Annotated in this window: 13 protein-coding genes and 1 pseudogene; 7 read left to right on the plus strand and 7 right to left on the minus strand. The window is 72.9% G+C overall.

What is annotated here, in order from left to right:
* Positions 1 to 66: 66 nt before the first annotated feature.
* The 3 genes from AMK21_RS23410 to AMK21_RS23420 are packed head-to-tail and all read left to right on the plus strand — an operon-like array spanning position 67 to position 4206.
* Positions 67 to 2430 carry an FHA domain-containing protein gene (locus tag AMK21_RS23410; protein ID WP_073881034.1) on the plus strand — a complete coding sequence of 788 codons (2364 nt, stop codon included), beginning with the start codon at positions 67 to 69 and terminating at the stop codon, positions 2428 to 2430.
* 9 nt (positions 2431 to 2439) lie between these two features.
* Entirely contained in the window at positions 2440 to 3183 is a 744-nt protein-coding gene (locus AMK21_RS23415) for a hypothetical protein (protein ID WP_073881036.1), read from the plus strand.
* Positions 3184 to 3189: 6 nt separating this feature from the next.
* Positions 3190 to 4206, plus strand: coding sequence for a serine/threonine-protein kinase (locus AMK21_RS23420; protein ID WP_199863267.1), 1017 nt, complete (start codon positions 3190 to 3192; stop codon positions 4204 to 4206).
* Here the strand turns inward: AMK21_RS23420 and AMK21_RS23425 are convergent.
* Positions 4203 to 5522 carry a streptophobe family protein gene (locus AMK21_RS23425; RefSeq protein WP_073881038.1) on the minus strand — a complete coding sequence of 440 codons (1320 nt, stop codon included), beginning with the start codon at positions 5520 to 5522 and terminating at the stop codon, positions 4203 to 4205. The two genes, AMK21_RS23420 and AMK21_RS23425, sit on opposite strands and share 4 nt — an antisense overlap.
* A gap of 179 nt (positions 5523 to 5701) precedes the next feature.
* On the opposite strand from AMK21_RS23425, the gene AMK21_RS23430 reads away from it, so the two are divergent.
* Positions 5702 to 7060, plus strand: a complete 1359-nt coding sequence (locus AMK21_RS23430; protein ID WP_234422022.1) for a DUF6777 domain-containing protein — start codon at positions 5702 to 5704, stop codon at positions 7058 to 7060.
* A 54-nt stretch (positions 7061 to 7114) separates the two neighbouring features.
* On the opposite strand, the gene AMK21_RS23435 is transcribed toward AMK21_RS23430, so the two are convergent.
* The 4 genes and pseudogenes from AMK21_RS23435 to AMK21_RS23450 form a co-directional block, all read right to left on the minus strand.
* Positions 7115 to 7468, minus strand: a complete 354-nt coding sequence (locus tag AMK21_RS23435; protein ID WP_073881040.1) for a YkvA family protein — start codon at positions 7466 to 7468, stop codon at positions 7115 to 7117.
* Between the two features lie 48 nt (positions 7469 to 7516).
* Complete coding sequence (locus AMK21_RS23440) at positions 7517 to 7774, minus strand: WhiB family transcriptional regulator (protein WP_073881042.1); 258 nt, start codon at positions 7772 to 7774, stop codon at positions 7517 to 7519.
* Between the two features lie 81 nt (positions 7775 to 7855).
* A pseudogene (locus AMK21_RS23445) lies at positions 7856 to 8507 on the minus strand (PP2C family protein-serine/threonine phosphatase).
* A 69-nt stretch (positions 8508 to 8576) separates the two neighbouring features.
* Positions 8577 to 9410, minus strand: a complete 834-nt coding sequence (locus tag AMK21_RS23450; protein WP_073881044.1) for a Scr1 family TA system antitoxin-like transcriptional regulator — start codon at positions 9408 to 9410, stop codon at positions 8577 to 8579.
* Positions 9411 to 9623: 213 nt separating this feature from the next.
* Between AMK21_RS23450 and AMK21_RS23455 the strand changes: the two genes are divergently transcribed.
* Positions 9624 to 9989 carry an ATP-binding protein gene (locus AMK21_RS23455; RefSeq protein ID WP_234422023.1) on the plus strand — a complete coding sequence of 122 codons (366 nt, stop codon included), beginning with the start codon at positions 9624 to 9626 and terminating at the stop codon, positions 9987 to 9989.
* A 48-nt stretch (positions 9990 to 10037) separates the two neighbouring features.
* On the opposite strand, the gene AMK21_RS23460 is transcribed toward AMK21_RS23455, so the two are convergent.
* Positions 10038 to 10745, minus strand: coding sequence for a ribonuclease H family protein (locus AMK21_RS23460; protein WP_073881048.1), 708 nt, complete (start codon positions 10743 to 10745; stop codon positions 10038 to 10040).
* 375 nt (positions 10746 to 11120) lie between these two features.
* Here AMK21_RS23460 and AMK21_RS23465 point away from each other — a divergent pair, with 375 nt between their 5' ends.
* Positions 11121 to 13010, plus strand: a complete 1890-nt coding sequence (locus AMK21_RS23465; protein WP_073881050.1) for an ABC transporter ATP-binding protein — start codon at positions 11121 to 11123, stop codon at positions 13008 to 13010.
* A gap of 13 nt (positions 13011 to 13023) precedes the next feature.
* On the opposite strand, the gene AMK21_RS23470 is transcribed toward AMK21_RS23465, so the two are convergent.
* Positions 13024 to 13284, minus strand: a complete 261-nt coding sequence (locus AMK21_RS23470) for a hypothetical protein (RefSeq protein WP_073881052.1) — start codon at positions 13282 to 13284, stop codon at positions 13024 to 13026.
* A gap of 162 nt (positions 13285 to 13446) precedes the next feature.
* On the opposite strand from AMK21_RS23470, the gene AMK21_RS23475 reads away from it, so the two are divergent.
* On the plus strand, positions 13447 to 14136 hold the full coding sequence (locus AMK21_RS23475) for a class I SAM-dependent methyltransferase (protein WP_073881054.1): 690 nt from the start codon (positions 13447 to 13449) through the stop codon (positions 14134 to 14136).
* Positions 14137 to 14179 lie beyond the last annotated feature (43 nt).

Consider the following 14179-nt stretch of genomic DNA (forward strand, 5'->3'; position numbering starts at 1 on the left):
CCCGCCGGCTGCGGTGGTCCCGGGCCGCGACGAGCGCCGATCGTGACGTCTCGATAGAATTCGAGCATGGCAGAGCGGCCCGCAGCGCCGACGGCGCCCGAGCTCGTCCTGGAGACCGGTATCGGCTCCACGGTGATGAGTCCGAGCCGGGACTACCATGTCGGGCGCGACCCCGAGAGCGACATCGTCATCGACGACGCCCGGGTCTCCTGGCACCACGCGGTGCTCCACCCCGAGGCCGGTCACTGGACGCTCCAGGACGAGGACAGCACCAACGGCACGTACACCGGCGGTCGCCGCATCCATGAGACGGGTGTCGGTCCGGGCAGCGTCATCCACTTCGGCAACCCGGGCGACGGCCCCCGTGCCGTCCTGCAGGGCCGGGAACCCCCCGTCCACCCCGCCACCGCGGACCGGCCCTCGGCCGTCTCGATGCCCGCCGCCACCGGCACCTTCCGGCAGCCGACCACCGTACGGCCGCTGCCGGCCAGGACCGTGCGCATCGGCCGTGACAGCGGCAACGACCTCGTCATCGACGACCTCGTGGTCTCCCGGCACCACGCCGAGCTGCGGGCGCTCCCCGACGGCCGGCACGAGATCGTCGACCTCGGCAGCCACAACGGCACCTTCCTCAACGGACAGCCCGTCGCCCGGGCCGTCATCGACGCCGGTGACATCGTCGGTATCGGCCACTCCGCGTTCAGCCTCGTCGGCGAAGTGCTTCAGGAGTTCGTGGACACCGGTGAGGTGTCGCTGGACGTCCAGGATCTGGAGGTCACCGTCGGCAAGGCGGGCAAGGGCGGCAAGACGCTCCTGGACGGGGTGTCCTTCCCCGTCGGCGAGAAGTGCCTCCTCGGCGTCGTCGGGCCCAGCGGCGCCGGGAAGTCGACGCTGCTCAACGCCCTCACCGGGCTTCGCCCGGCCGACACCGGCACCGTCCTCTACGACGGCCGTGACCTCTACCGCGACTTCGCCGAGCTGCGCCAGCGCATCGGCCTCGTCCCGCAGGACGACATCCTCCACTCGCAGCTGACCGTACGCAAAGCCCTCGGGTACGCCGCCGAGCTCCGCTTCCCTCAGGACACCGCGAAGGAGGAGCGGCAGGCCCGCGTGGCCGAGGTCATCCATGAACTCGGCCTGGAACAACGGGCGAACCAGCCTATCCACAGTCTCTCCGGCGGCCAGCGCAAGCGGGTGAGTGTGGCTCTGGAGCTGCTGACGAAGCCCTCGCTGCTCTTTCTGGACGAACCGACCTCGGGACTCGACCCGGGGATGGACCGCTCCGTCATGCACATGCTGCGCGGCCTCGCCGACGACGGCCGTACGGTCATCGTCGTCACGCACAGCGTGCTGAGCCTGGAGGTCTGCGACCGGCTCCTCGTCCTCGCGCCCGGCGGCCGCATCGCCTACTACGGCCCACCGGAGGATGCCCTCGCCTTCTTCGGTTTCGCGGAGTGGCCCGAGGCGTTCGAGGCGTTCGAGAACGACCGGGTCCGGGACTGGGCGGCCACCTACGCGGACTCACCCTTCCACCGGCAGTACATCGTGAACGCCTCGGCGCAGCCCCAGCTGCCCCAGGCCTCGCCCGGAACGTCCGTCGCCCCGCCTCCGGAGACCCGTAACTGGGGTGCGCAGCTGGGCACTCTGGTCCGCCGGTACGCCTCCGCGCTCGCCGCCGACCGTACGTTCCTGATCATCATGATCGCGCTGCCCTTCGTCATGGGGGCGATGGCCCGCGCCCTGGCGGGCAGCAGGCTCACCCAGGAGACGGCGATGAACGCGCTGCTCATCCTGTGTGTGGGCGGCGTGCTGACCGGCGCCGCCAACGCCGTACGGGAGCTGGTCAAGGAGCGGGTGATCTACCAGCGCGAGAGAGCCGTCGGCCTCTCCAGATCCGCGTACCTGATGTCGAAGATCGTGGTGCTCGGAACCGTCACCATCCTCCAGGCCATCGTGCTGACCCTGGTCGGGCTGGTGGGTGTCGACCTCAACGCACCAGGTGGTGAAGGTGTGTTCCTGCCACCACTCGTCGAGATCACCCTGGCCGTCGCCCTGTTGTCGTTCACCGCGATGATGCTCGGCCTGCTGGTCTCCGCCCTGGTGCGCAAGGAGGAGGTCACGATGCCGCTGCTCGTCCTCCTCGCCATCGTCCAAGTGGTGTTCTGCGGGGCCCTGCTGAAGCTGAACGGGGTGCCGGGGCTCGAGCAGCTGTCCTGGCTGGTCCCGTCGCGGTGGGCGCTGGGCGCGATGGCCGGCACGATCGATCTGGCCCGGATCGTGCCGGGCGAGCTGACGTCCGACCCCCTCTTCGGCCATTCCGCGGGGGTCTGGCTGCTCAACATGGGCATGCTGGTCGTCCTCTCCGCCCTCTTCGGCTACGTCGTCGCGAAGCTGCTGCGGCGGCATGAGCCCGCGGTCATGCGGAAGTAGGGCGGTTCCATGGCGACTCCGACCCCGCAATTCCGCCCCACCCACGTCGTCCCCCCGGACGGGCTGCCCGCCTGGGAGGCGCCCGATGCCGCCCGGCCCACCGACCCACTGGACGCCCTGCTGCCGGTGCAGATGGCGGAGCGGCGCGGGGACTGGGCGTACGTGGTCTGCTCCAACGGCTGGGCGGCCTGGGTCGACGGGCGGCTCCTCGTGTCCGTACCGCGCACTCCTCCGGCCCCCGGTCAGCCGCTCGCCCGCACGGCAGACCCGCGCCCCCTGCTGGCCCGGGCGGAGGAGACCCTCAACCAGTACCGGCGCGCCGCCCAGGACCTGGCCGAGGGCCGCAGCGACGGGGAGAGCTTCCAGCAGCGGACGCGGGGGATGCGGGTGGGCATGGTCGTGGACGGGGAGTCGGTGTGGCTGTACGACGCCGAGCACGAGCGGTGGGTCTTCTGCGACGGGACACAGCTCAGTACGTACGCGGCGGAGTCGGGGCCGGGATCGGGGACGGCGTTCACGGGGACGGGCACCCCGGGACCGGAGCCGACGCGGGTGGCTGGTGCGGAGGGGCCGCCGGAAGCGACGCGCGTGGTCACTGCGGACGGACCGCCGGACGCGACGCACTTCGTCACCGCGGACAGGCCCGAGCCGACCCAGGTGGTGGCCCCCGACGGGCCCGAGCCCACCCAGCTGATGGTGCCCGAACCGACGCGCGTAGTCACTCCCGACGATGCGCCGGACGGCAGGGGGTGACGAGCCGTGGCGCCACCGCCGCCTCCCCCGTCGCACGACGCCGGGCTGCCGGCCGGCCGGGACGACGAGCTGATCGGCAAGCGGATCGCGGGCTACCTGGTGGAGGCCGAGGTCGGCCGCGGGGGCATGGCGGTCGTCTACCGGGCCAAGGACCTGCGGCTGGACCGGATCGTCGCGCTCAAGCTGCTCGCCCCGGAACTGGCCCGCAACGACACCTTCCGTAAGCGGTTCACCCATGAGTCGCGGGTGGCGGCCGCGATCGACCACCCCCACATCGTGCCGGTCTTCGAGGCCGGTGAGACGGACGGGCTCCTCTACATCGCGATGCGCTACGTGGCGGGCGCCGACCTGCGCGTGCTGATCGACCGGCGCGGGCCGCTCGATCTCACCGCCGCCGTCCGGATCGGCGGGCAGGTCGCGTCCGCGCTGGACGCGGCCCATGACCACGATCTGGTCCACCGCGATGTGAAGCCGGGCAACATCCTGGTGGCGGCGGGGACCGACAGCGACCATCCGGAGCATGTGTATCTGACGGACTTCGGGCTGACGAAGAAGTCGCTGTCGCTGACGGGGTTCACCACGGTCGGCCAGTTCGTCGGGACGCTCGACTACGTGGCGCCGGAGCAGATCTCGGGGAAGCCCGTGGACGGCCGGTGCGATGTGTACAGCCTGGCGTGCGTGGTGCAGGAGACCCTCACCGGAGCTCCGCCCTTCCAGCGGGAAGACGACATGGCCCTGCTGTGGGCCCACCAGTACGATCCGCCACCTCCGCCGACCGGGCAGCGGCCGGACCTGCCGGGCGCGGTGGACGGCGTACTGGCGAAGGCCCTGGCCAAGTCGCCGGACGACCGCTACGACACCTGTCTGCGGTTCGTGGCGGCGCTGCGGGCGGCGGCATCGGGGGTTCCGGCCGGGCACCATGCGCAGACCCGGGTGGACGCGCGGGCAGGTTCCTGGTCCGCGACGCCCGAGCCGCCGCCCCGGCCGCCACGCTGGGCCCGCCCGGTGTTCTCGGACCCCTAGTCGGACCCTTGGGGGGTCTCCGGCGGAATCTCGCCGTGCCGGTGCACCCGGGAGGCGGCGAGCGCGCCCAGGAACCCGGTGACCAGGCCCCACAGGAAGGCGATGCCGAGCGCGGTCCACAGCCGGGGACGCAGCGAGACCTCCCCTCCGAGACCGCCGCCGAGGTCCCCGATGCCCAGGAGGGACAGGCCGTACTGGGCGGAGACCGCCGCGGTCAGGCCGATGAGCAGCACGGTCAGGGTGAGCGCGACCGCCAGGTGCAGGGCGTGCTGCCAGGGCCGCGTGCGGGCGGGCGACCGGACCGCCATGAGGAACGCGGCGCCGAGCACGAGGAGGGCGGTGACGACGAGCAGCCACCACACGCGCCCGTCCTGGGCGGCCAGGGTGCGCAGGTTGACCGTGGACAGGTCCGGCGTACGCAGTACGGAGTCGAGCACCTGGGGCATCGGCAGTCCGAAAGGACCCTGCACCTTGCCCTCCCAGGAGGCGCCGAGTCCCAGGGTGAGCGCGAGCCAGACCAGGTTGGGCAGGCCGAGGAGGATCACCGCGAGGGTCTGGGCGGGGTGCCCGCGCACCACCATCACGACGAGTCCGACGACGACGCCCAGGGCGACGGAGGCGAGGAGCAGCGCCACCATGGCGGACGCCGCCGGGCGCACGGTCTCCTGGAAGCGCACCAGCCGGGCCGGGAGGGGCGCCCGGCGCGAGACGAGGAGCGCCAGCACGAGGACGCCGGCCAGCCACACCAGGCCGATGACGACGGTCAACGGGATGTCGGCCCGGAACCCGACCCGCGCCGTATCACCCAGCACGTCCCCGAGGGCGTCCCCGGTGTCGTCCCCGCTCCGGTCACCGGTGAGGCTTTCGGCCGGGAGGGTGAACGTGTGCCGGGCCAGGAGCGAGAGGACGATCAGCACCACGGCCCAGAGGGCGGCGACCCGGCCCGCCCCGCCCGCCAGTTCGCGGCCGCCGGCGACGGCCCGGTGGCGCAGGGGGCGGAGGAACCCGTAGGCGATGGGCAGCGCGCCTGCCAGGGTCACCGAGAGCGGGAGCACCGACAGCCCCGCCTGCGCCCCCACGAGGGAACCGGCGTCGCCCGCCAGCCCGACGGAACCGCCCGCCGCCATCACGACGACGGCGGCGACCACACGGGGGAAGGCGCCTCCGGGCAGCCCGGCCGCACCGGCGGCCCACAGGCCGAGGGCGGCGGTCACCAGCATGCCCAGGGTTCCGGCCAGCACCGCCACGAGGGCGTCGCGCCAGCCGTGCGGTGCGCGCTGCGCGCTGTTCCTGTCGTTACTCGCCCGGACGTTCACGCTGCCACGCTAAGCAGTGGTCCGGCGCCGCGCTCCCCGGGGAATCGGTTGCTCCCTCCGCTTGCGGGGAGCACACGGGCGGTACACACAATGAGTGCGATAAGGCCCGGACTGCCAAGAGACGCCCCATGTACGGGAGCGGTGATCCGGGACGGGTCCCAACCTCGGGAGCAGAGCCCGTGAGTGATCAACCGCCGTCGTCCGGCCACCCCACAGGACCGCCTTCCGGTCCGCTCTCGGGCCCCTCCCAGTCAGGCCCGACGCCCCCGCCCCCCACCACCGTGTCCGGCACACCGCCCGGTCCGCCCAGCGGTGCGGACCGGGGCGGTTCGGGCGGCTCCGGGGGCTCCGGCGGTGCGGGAGGCGGTCCGGGAAGCGGCGCGGGAGGCGGCTCCGGTTCAGGAAGCGGCTCCGGTGCCGCCCCCGGCTCCGGTCCCGGGCGCCCCTGGTGGCGCTCCGTGCCCCGGATCGCCGCGATCGCGACGGCCGTGGTCGTGGCGGTGGTATTGGTCGTGTTCCTGACCCGTCCCGACGACGGCGGCGGTTCGAAGGCGGGCGGCGAGGTGTTCCTCCAGGCGGCGGGCTCCTCCGGACCGGACCCGTTCACGGAGTCCACGGCGCGCAAGAGCGATCCCGAGCCCGGGACCGCCTCCCCGTCCGCCGTCCCGAGCGCCACGGCGACGGGGTCGCAGGTGACGCGCGGGGTGGACGGCGCGGCCCCCGGTCTCTACGGGGGCACCCGCAAGGTCTCGAGCTGTGATGTGGAGAAGCAGATCAGCACGTTGCGGGCGGCTCCGGACAAGAACCGGGCGTTCGCCTCGGTCCAGGACATCGAGCCGTCCGCCGTACCGGAATACCTGCGCTCCCTCACCCCCGCACAGCTGCGTATGGACACCCGCGTCACCAACCACGGCTTCCGGGACGGGAAGGCGACGCCCTACCAGGCGGTGCTCCAGGCCGGCACGGCGGTCCTCGTCGACGACCGCGGGGTGCCCAGGGTGCGCTGCGCCTGCGGCAATCCGCTGCTGCCGCCCGTCGCGCAGGAGGACCCGAAGCAGACGGGGAAGGCCTGGCCGGGGTACCGGGCGTCGGACGTGGTCGTGGTGCAGCCGGCGTCGAAGCCGGTGGTCGAGTTCGTGATGGTCGATCCCGCGAACGGTGACTGGTTCACCCGTCCGGCGGGAGACACCGGCGCCAAGGACGAGAAGACCGATCCGCCCAAGGACAAGGACAAGAAGAAGGACGAGTCCGGGTCTCCCTGCCCCCCGGGCTCCGGCGACGACTCCTGCCGCCCGAGCCAGGTCGAATCGCCGCCCGGGGACGGATCTCAGCCGCCCGGGGACGGGTCTCAGCCGCCCGGCGACTCCCCGCCCCCGGCCGACGGAGGGACGACGCCGCCGCCGGACAGTCCGCCCGCCAGCGACCCTCCGCCGCCCGACAACCCGCCCGGTGACTCGCCCGGTTCCCAGCCCGCGCCGCCGCAGGAGCAGCAGCCACAGGAAGAGCAGCAGCCGCCGGAGCAACAGCCCAACTCCTAGCGCACGCGGGAACAACCGGCATGACGCGTGAACAACCAGTGCACGCGTGAACGTCTAGCGCACCGCGTCCGGCCGCGGCTCGGCCGACTTCTCGAGCTTCGGGATCTCCACCGGGGCACCGGCTCCCTTGGCTCGCCCCAGGCCGGCCGCCGATGCGGCGGAGTGCAGCGAGCGCAGGGCCAGCAGCAGGAATCCGATGTCGTCGAGGTAGACGGGGTCGGGCAGCAGGTCGACCGGGGAGACGGTGTAGACGACGGCCGCCCAGACGAGGGCCTTGCTGCGCAGCGGGATCCCGGCGTCTACCAGGAGCTTCCTGGCCTTGAAGACGCGCACCAGCAGTACGGCGGCCAGGGCCAGCATGATCAGTGCGGCGACGGCGGCGACAACGAGCCAAACGGTGGTGTCCATGGCTCATCGTCTACCCACTCGGGCGCCGATGACGGGATTACGGGGAAGTCAGCCGGCGGTGTTCCTGGTACGCCGGCGGCTGCGCCGCTTCAGCGCGCGCCGTTCGTCCTCGGCGAGACCTCCCCAGACGCCGGAGTCCTGGCCGTTCTCCAGGGCCCATTCCAGGCACTGGGCCTGGACCGGGCAGGTCCGGCAGACCGCCTTGGCGTCCGCGGCCTGGACGACGGCGGGGCCGGACGTCCCGATGGGGAAGAACAGGTCCGGGTCCTCCTCGCGGCAGGCCGCGTGCGTGCGCCAGTTCTCCATGCTGCTCACTCCCGGTGTCGGATGCGTGCCGTAGGCGCCTGCCGTACGGCCGTACCGTCCGGGTGACCGGCGATCGGCGCCTCAAACACGTGGCCGCCGGAGAACCGCGGCGGCTTGCGGGGCGGGGCGGTGCAGGGCGAGGAGGGCCTGGTCGTCTCGGACCCGGCCGCCGGTGTGGCGCCCGACGTCCTCGATCAGCAGCTGGAGGATCTGCGCGGGGGCCGGCGGGTCGCCGGTGAGGGAGCGGTGGCGCAGGAGGCGGGGCAGCCGTACGGCCGCGTCTTAGGAGGCACCGGCCTCGTCGCGGGCCTCGGTCACGCCGTCGGTGTGGCACAGGAGCGTGGAGCCGTGCGGGAAGGAGAACGTGTCGACCGGGAACGACCAGGTGCCCAGGGCCGCCATGCCGAGCGGCGGGGCCTCCTGGGAGGGTTCGAGGACGGTGGCCGTGCCCTCGGCGTCCAGCAGCACCGGGGGCGGATGGCCTCGGCGGGGACGTACCGGGCGGCGATCGTGAGGTCACCCAGCCGGGACGGGGGCCGGGGCAGTACGGCGGCCTGGGCGACGGCGGCGACCTGGCGGGTGCCGGGCAGGCTCAGCAGGGGTGCGGCGGCGACGGGCGCGGCACCCCTCAGCAGGGGCGCGGAGGTCACGTCGGTCGGGGTCGCCAGGTCGATCAGGACAGCCAGCACGATCACCCGACCGGGATCCACTGGGCCCTGCGCTGCCGCACCACTCCCCCGCGCTGTACGGCCCGGGCACGCGCCGCACCCCGGCGGTGCGCGTCCGGAACCCGGGCCGGGTGTCAGAGCGGCAGCGGGGTCCCCGGCGGCGGGGCGGCGGCGCACGCGGCGTCGAGCCGGATGCGGTGGGCCATCACGGCGTCCGGATCGTCGATGAGGTCGACGCGGACGCCGGGCGTCTCCAGGACCGCCTGGTCGCCGATCTCCGGGGCGGGCACCCGCAGCAGGTGCAGGGGCGGCATGGCGGTCATGGCGTGCGGCGGGTGGTCCAGCGGCACCACCTGGACGGTGATGTGCGGCTGCTCCATCGCCTCGGCCAGCGCCCGGTGCTGCCCGGCCATGGTCTCCGCGTCGCCCACCCGGGTATACAGGGCGGCAGCCGGGAACAGGGCCCACAGGGCCGTACCGCGCTCGCTCAGCCGGCGCCGACGCTCCCTCAGCAGCTCCAGGCGGCGCTCACGACGGGCGGGGGTGTCGTCGGGGTACCGCACCCGGTACAGCCCGGCGGCGTAGGCGGAGGTGCGCAGCAGCTCGGGCACGAGGGCGGGGTGCCAGGTGCGCACCAGGCTGGCCGAGGACTCGACCCCGATGACGTCCTGCTGCCAGCTCTCCATGGCGTCCCGCCAGTGGTGCCACCAGCCGGGCAGGTTCGCGGCTCCGAGCCCGGTCAGGATGGGTTCGGCGACGGCGGGCGGGGCCCCGTAGCGGCGCAGCAGCGCGGCGACCTGCCGGGCGTCGAGGCCGGTCTCGGCCCGCTCGATCCGTCGTACGGTCGCGGGGTGCGCGTCCAGCGCGTCGGCGGCGGCTCGGAGGGTGAGGCCCGCCTGTTCCCGCAGTATCCGCAGCCGGGCCGCCAGGACGCGGTGCTGCACCGTGGGGCCGGAGCGGGGTCGCATGCTCGTACCTCGTTCGTCGAGCCCCGGGGCGGAGCCGTGGACACTCTGTCGCTTGCAAAGTATGCACTTTGCACCGAGAGTACATACATGTCGGAAATAGTCAGTTGCGCGGAACGCGCTCCGGAAAACAGGGGAGCCAGAGGTGCCCACAGCTGGTGGGTCCCCCGGTTGCCCGGGGGCGTTCCCGAAGCCCGTCACCGAGTGCAGGAGGCGATGCACGCGTGGGGAGAACCCTCGGAACGCATCGAGGCCGCGGCGCTGATAGTGACCGAACTGGTCGCCAACGCCGTCCAGCACACCAGCACCCGCCGGATCCGCTGTCGTCTTCTCCGCTCGGCCGAAGGGGTCCGGATCTGCGTGTGGAACCGCGGCCGGGCCCGTATCCCGGCGCCGGCGTCCCCGGCCGACTCCGCGGGGCTGCCCGTCGAGGCGGCTCCACCGGCGAACGGCCCCGACGGCGACGATTCACTCGACTGTCTGACCGAGGACGGCAGAGGCCTCCTGCTCGTGGACGCCCTGGCGGCCCGCTGGGGCACGCGCACCGCACTGGCCGGCCGGCTCGTCTGGGCCGACGTCTGATGCTCCCCGCGTGAACAGGGGTTGGGACTCCCCCATCCCTCCAGGTGATCAGACAGGAGCGGTACGGCACTCCGGGTGACCCCAGCCGTTCGGGTTCTTCGCGATCGGCTCCTTCGCCGCGTACGTCCTACCGCAGTGACACCGCCCTGCGAAACGCGCCTTGATCGTGCCGTTGGACCGCCCGGTCCGGGACGCACCCCCCGCGGCCTTCGCCTCCCCCGCGCCGCCGCCCGTCTCCGTACGCCCCTTCGTGGAGCGCGCCTGGGCGGGTACGGGCAGCGTGGTCGCGCCGTACGCCGTACCGGCCGGCCGCTGCGCCACCGCCGCCTCGCTGGCGGCCTGGTCGGCGAGCGCGTTGAGCGGGTCGCCGTCCACCTGGTGGGCGGGCACGTAGCGGAACGTGACGGTACGGGCGGTGAGCAGGGCGTCGATGCGGGTGACCAGCTCGCGGTTGGCGACCGGCTTGCCCGCCGAGGTCTTGAAGCCGTTGCGCTTCCAGCCGGGCAGCCATTTGGTCACGGCGTTCATGGCGTACTGCGAGTCCATCCGCACCTCGACACGGACCGCCGGGTCGGTGGACTCCAGCAGTTCGGCCAGGGCGGTGAGCTCGGCGACGTTGTTCGTCGCGGTGCCCAGCGGGCCCGCCTCCCAGCGCTGCGGGCTGCCCTGCGCGTCGGCGACGACCCAGGCCCAGGCGGCCGGTCCGGGATTTCCCTTGGACGCTCCGTCACACGCGGCGATGATGCTCTCGTTCATCCCCCGATCATGCCAGCCCGGCATGACCGCTCGGACCGGTGGCCGAGGCCCTCCCCCGACCTTCAAGACACTTCGCTCAGGGCGCGATCGAGTTGACGTACCCGCCGTCGACCCATAGCGCCGCCCCGGTCATCGCCGACGCCTGGGCATCAGATCGATGCGCACCCGCTTCTCCCCTTGCTCGCTCTCTCCGTACCTGCCTCTTCGTCCGTCTGCCGGCCGCCCCCGCAGGCCACCGCGTTCACCCCCGGAATCGCACCGGCCGGGGGCCGGCGCCCGGCGGGGTGCGGCGCGCCCTGTTGACCTCGACCAAACTTGAGGTTCTAGCGTTCTCAGGAGTCCGCATACCCAGGCCGTCAGAGTTCGGAGCGCCCCATGGACATGGAAGTCACCGCATGGACATCGCTGCACAGTGCGATGAACGCCGAGCAGGACCGGCGCCCCTTCTCCAAGGCGACGCTACGCCGCATCCTGGTCTTCGCCCGGCCCCACAAGGCCCGCATCCACCGGTTCCTCCTGCTCAGCACCGTCACCGCGCTGCTCGCGGTGGCCACCCCGGTCCTCGCGGGGCGCGTCGTCGACGCCATCGTGCGGGGTTCGGACTCCGGGACGGTCACCCGGCTCGCCCTGCTGATCGCCCTGATCGCGGTCGCCGAGGCCGGGCTCGGACTGCTCACCCGCTGGCTGTCGGCCAACCTCGGCGAGGGGCTGATCCTCGATCTGCGGACCGCGGTCTACGACCATGTGCAGCGGATGCCGGTCGCCTTCTTCACCCGCACCCGGACCGGCGCCCTGGTCAGCCGGCTCAACAACGACGTGATCGGCGCCCAGCGCGCGTTCAGCAACACACTCTCCGGTGTAGTCTCCAACCTCGTCACCCTGCTGCTGACGCTCGCCGTGATGCTCACGATCTCCTGGCAGATCACGCTGCTCTCACTGGTCCTGCTCCCGGTGTTCGTCGTACCGGCCCGCCGGATGGGGGCCAGGATGGCCGGACTCCAGCGGGAGGCCGCCCATCACAACGCCTCGATGGGAACCCAGATGACCGAGCGGTTCTCCGCTCCCGGCGCCACCCTCGTCAAGCTCTTCGGCCGCCCGTCGCTGGAGTCCGCCGAGTTCGCCGAGCGGGCCCGCCGGGTGCGGGACATCGGGGTCCGCTCCGCCATGGCCCAGTCCGCGTTCATCACCGCCCTCACCCTGGTCTCCGCCCTCGCGCTCGCCCTGGTCTACGGACTCGGCGGCTACTACGCGCTGCGCGGCACCCTGGAGCCGGGGGCCGTGGTGGCGCTGGCCCTGCTGCTGACCCGGATGTACGCCCCGCTGACCGCGCTGGCCGGGGCCCGGGTCGAGGTGATGAGCGCGCTCGTCAGCTTCGAGCGGGTCTTCGAGGTCCTGGACCTGAAGCCGCTGATCGAACAGAAGCCGGACGCCCGTCAGGTGCCGGAGGGCCAGGTCTCGGTCGAGTTCGAGAAGGTCTCCTTCGGCTACCCGTCCGCGGAGAAGGTCTCCCTCGCCTCGCTGGAGGAGGTCGCGACGCTGGACAACCGCGGCGGCACCCCGGTCCTGCACGAGGTGTCCTTCCGCGCCGAACCGGGCCAGATGATCGCCCTGGTGGGCTCCTCGGGCGCGGGCAAGTCGACGATCGCCCAGCTGCTGCCCCGGCTGTACGACGCGGATGCCGGTTCCGTACGGCTGAACGGGATCGACGTACGCGATCTGAGCGCCGACTCCATCCGCGACACGCTGGGGATGGTCACCCAGGACGGGCACCTCTTCCACGAGTCCGTACGCGCCAATCTGCTGCTGGCCCGACCCGACGCCTCCGAGGAGGACATCTGGGACGCCCTGCGCCGCTCCCGGCTGGAGGGGCTCATCGCCTCGCTGCCGGAGGGCCTCGACACGGTGGTCGGCGAGCGCGGCTACCGGCTCTCCGGTGGTGAGCGTCAGCGGCTCACCATCGCCCGGCTGCTGCTGGCCCGTCAGCGGGTCGTCATCCTGGACGAGGCGACCGCGCACCTGGACTCCACCTCCGAGGCCGCCGTCCAGGAGGCCCTGGCCGAGGCGCTGGAGGGGCGGACCGCCGTGGTGATCGCGCACCGACTCTCCACCGTACGGGCGGCCGATCAGATCCTGGTCGTCGAGGCGGGCCGGATCGTGGAGCGCGGCACCCACGGCGAACTGCTCGCGGCAGGCGGGCGTTACGAGGAGCTGTACCGCACCCAGTTCGACCGGCCCTCGGCGGACGAGGCCCAGCCGGTCGGCTGAGCAGAGGCTCCCGTCAGCGGCGGACGAGGCGGAGACGTTCCGTGGTGCGCAGGCGCCGCAGGGCGTCCCCGCCGCAGCTGCGCCACTGCTTCGGCGAGACCCGGGGGCGGTGGGCGCCGTTGGTGACGAGCGCGTTCACCGAGGTCATCGGGTCCGCCGCCATGGACTTGGCGAGCAGCACACCGACCACCAGCGGCAGCAGCGTGACCGCCAGGGCGGTGCCTGCGGTGGTGACGTGCTGGATGTGGGGGCGGCGCTGCGCTGCGGAGTCCATGGCCTCATTCGAACAGCGGGCGGGTGGCGGAACATCGGGGCAGGTACTCAGCGGTGACGTCCGCGCATACTCAGACGCGCGCACGGGGACGCTGGGGACGCGGCCCCGGACCGCGGGGCCACGGCCGCGGTGCGGCCGCCGGACCACGGAAGGACCACGCCGATGAGCGAGCACCAGGCGCAGTCGGCGGAGCGCCCGGACGGAGTCCCGGCCGAAGACCGGGCGGGCACCCACGGGCTCCCCGCCGCGACGGTGTTCGACGCTCTGGGCGCCGAGTACGAGCGGGCGTTCGCCGGTTCGGCCGCCCACCACGCCTCGCTGGACCGGCTGCTGGAACACCTCGCGCCCGGCAGCCGGGTCCTGGACGCCGGCAGCGGGACGGGCGTCCCGACCGCGCGGCGGCTGGCCACGGCCGGACACCGGGTGGTGGGCGTCGACGTCTCCCCGGTGATGACCGCACTGGCGGCCCGGCAGGTGCCGGACGCCGAGTTCCGGTGCGCCGACATCCGGGAGCTGCCGTGGGCGGACGGGGAGTTCGACGCCGCCTGCGTCTACTTCTCGCTGCTGCAGATGTCACGCGGTGAGCAGAGCGAGCTGCTGAGCCGGCTGGGCCGGGCGGTGAAGCCGGGGGGCCGGCTGGCGGTGGCCACCGTGCCGGTGGACGTGGCGGACGTGAGCGCCGTCTTCATGGGCCAGCCGGTGGTGGTGTCGAGCTTCGGCGAGGAGGAGTTCGTCTCCGTGGTGACCGGGGCGGGGTTCGCGGTGGAGGAGCGGCACAGCGTGCTGTTCACCCCGGACCATCCGGCGGGCGCCCCCGAGCCGCATCTCTTCCTGCACGGCCGTCGCATCTGACGCCCCAGCCCCAAGGCTTTCGCAATCACAAAGAACAAGCCGA

Origin of the sequence: Streptomyces sp. CB00316 (genome assembly GCF_001905595.1) — a bacterium.
Classification (GTDB): Bacteria; Actinomycetota; Actinomycetes; order Streptomycetales; family Streptomycetaceae; genus Streptomyces.

Coding starts and splice junctions, on each gene's coding strand:
- AMK21_RS23410 (WP_073881034.1), top strand. CDS start 67: ATGGCAGAGCGGCCCGCAGCGCCGACGGCGCCCGAGCTCGTCCTGGAG.
- AMK21_RS23415 (WP_073881036.1), top strand. CDS start 2,440: ATGGCGACTCCGACCCCGCAATTCCGCCCCACCCACGTCGTCCCCCCG.
- AMK21_RS23435 (WP_073881040.1), bottom strand. CDS start 7,468: ATGGACACCACCGTTTGGCTCGTTGTCGCCGCCGTCGCCGCACTGATC.
- AMK21_RS23440 (WP_073881042.1), bottom strand. CDS start 7,774: ATGGAGAACTGGCGCACGCACGCGGCCTGCCGCGAGGAGGACCCGGAC.
- AMK21_RS23450 (WP_073881044.1), bottom strand. CDS start 9,410: ATGCGACCCCGCTCCGGCCCCACGGTGCAGCACCGCGTCCTGGCGGCC.
- AMK21_RS23455 (WP_234422023.1), top strand. CDS start 9,624: ATGCACGCGTGGGGAGAACCCTCGGAACGCATCGAGGCCGCGGCGCTG.
- AMK21_RS23460 (WP_073881048.1), bottom strand. CDS start 10,745: ATGAACGAGAGCATCATCGCCGCGTGTGACGGAGCGTCCAAGGGAAAT.
- AMK21_RS23465 (WP_073881050.1), top strand. CDS start 11,121: ATGGACATGGAAGTCACCGCATGGACATCGCTGCACAGTGCGATGAAC.
- AMK21_RS23470 (WP_073881052.1), bottom strand. CDS start 13,284: ATGGACTCCGCAGCGCAGCGCCGCCCCCACATCCAGCACGTCACCACC.
- AMK21_RS23475 (WP_073881054.1), top strand. CDS start 13,447: ATGAGCGAGCACCAGGCGCAGTCGGCGGAGCGCCCGGACGGAGTCCCG.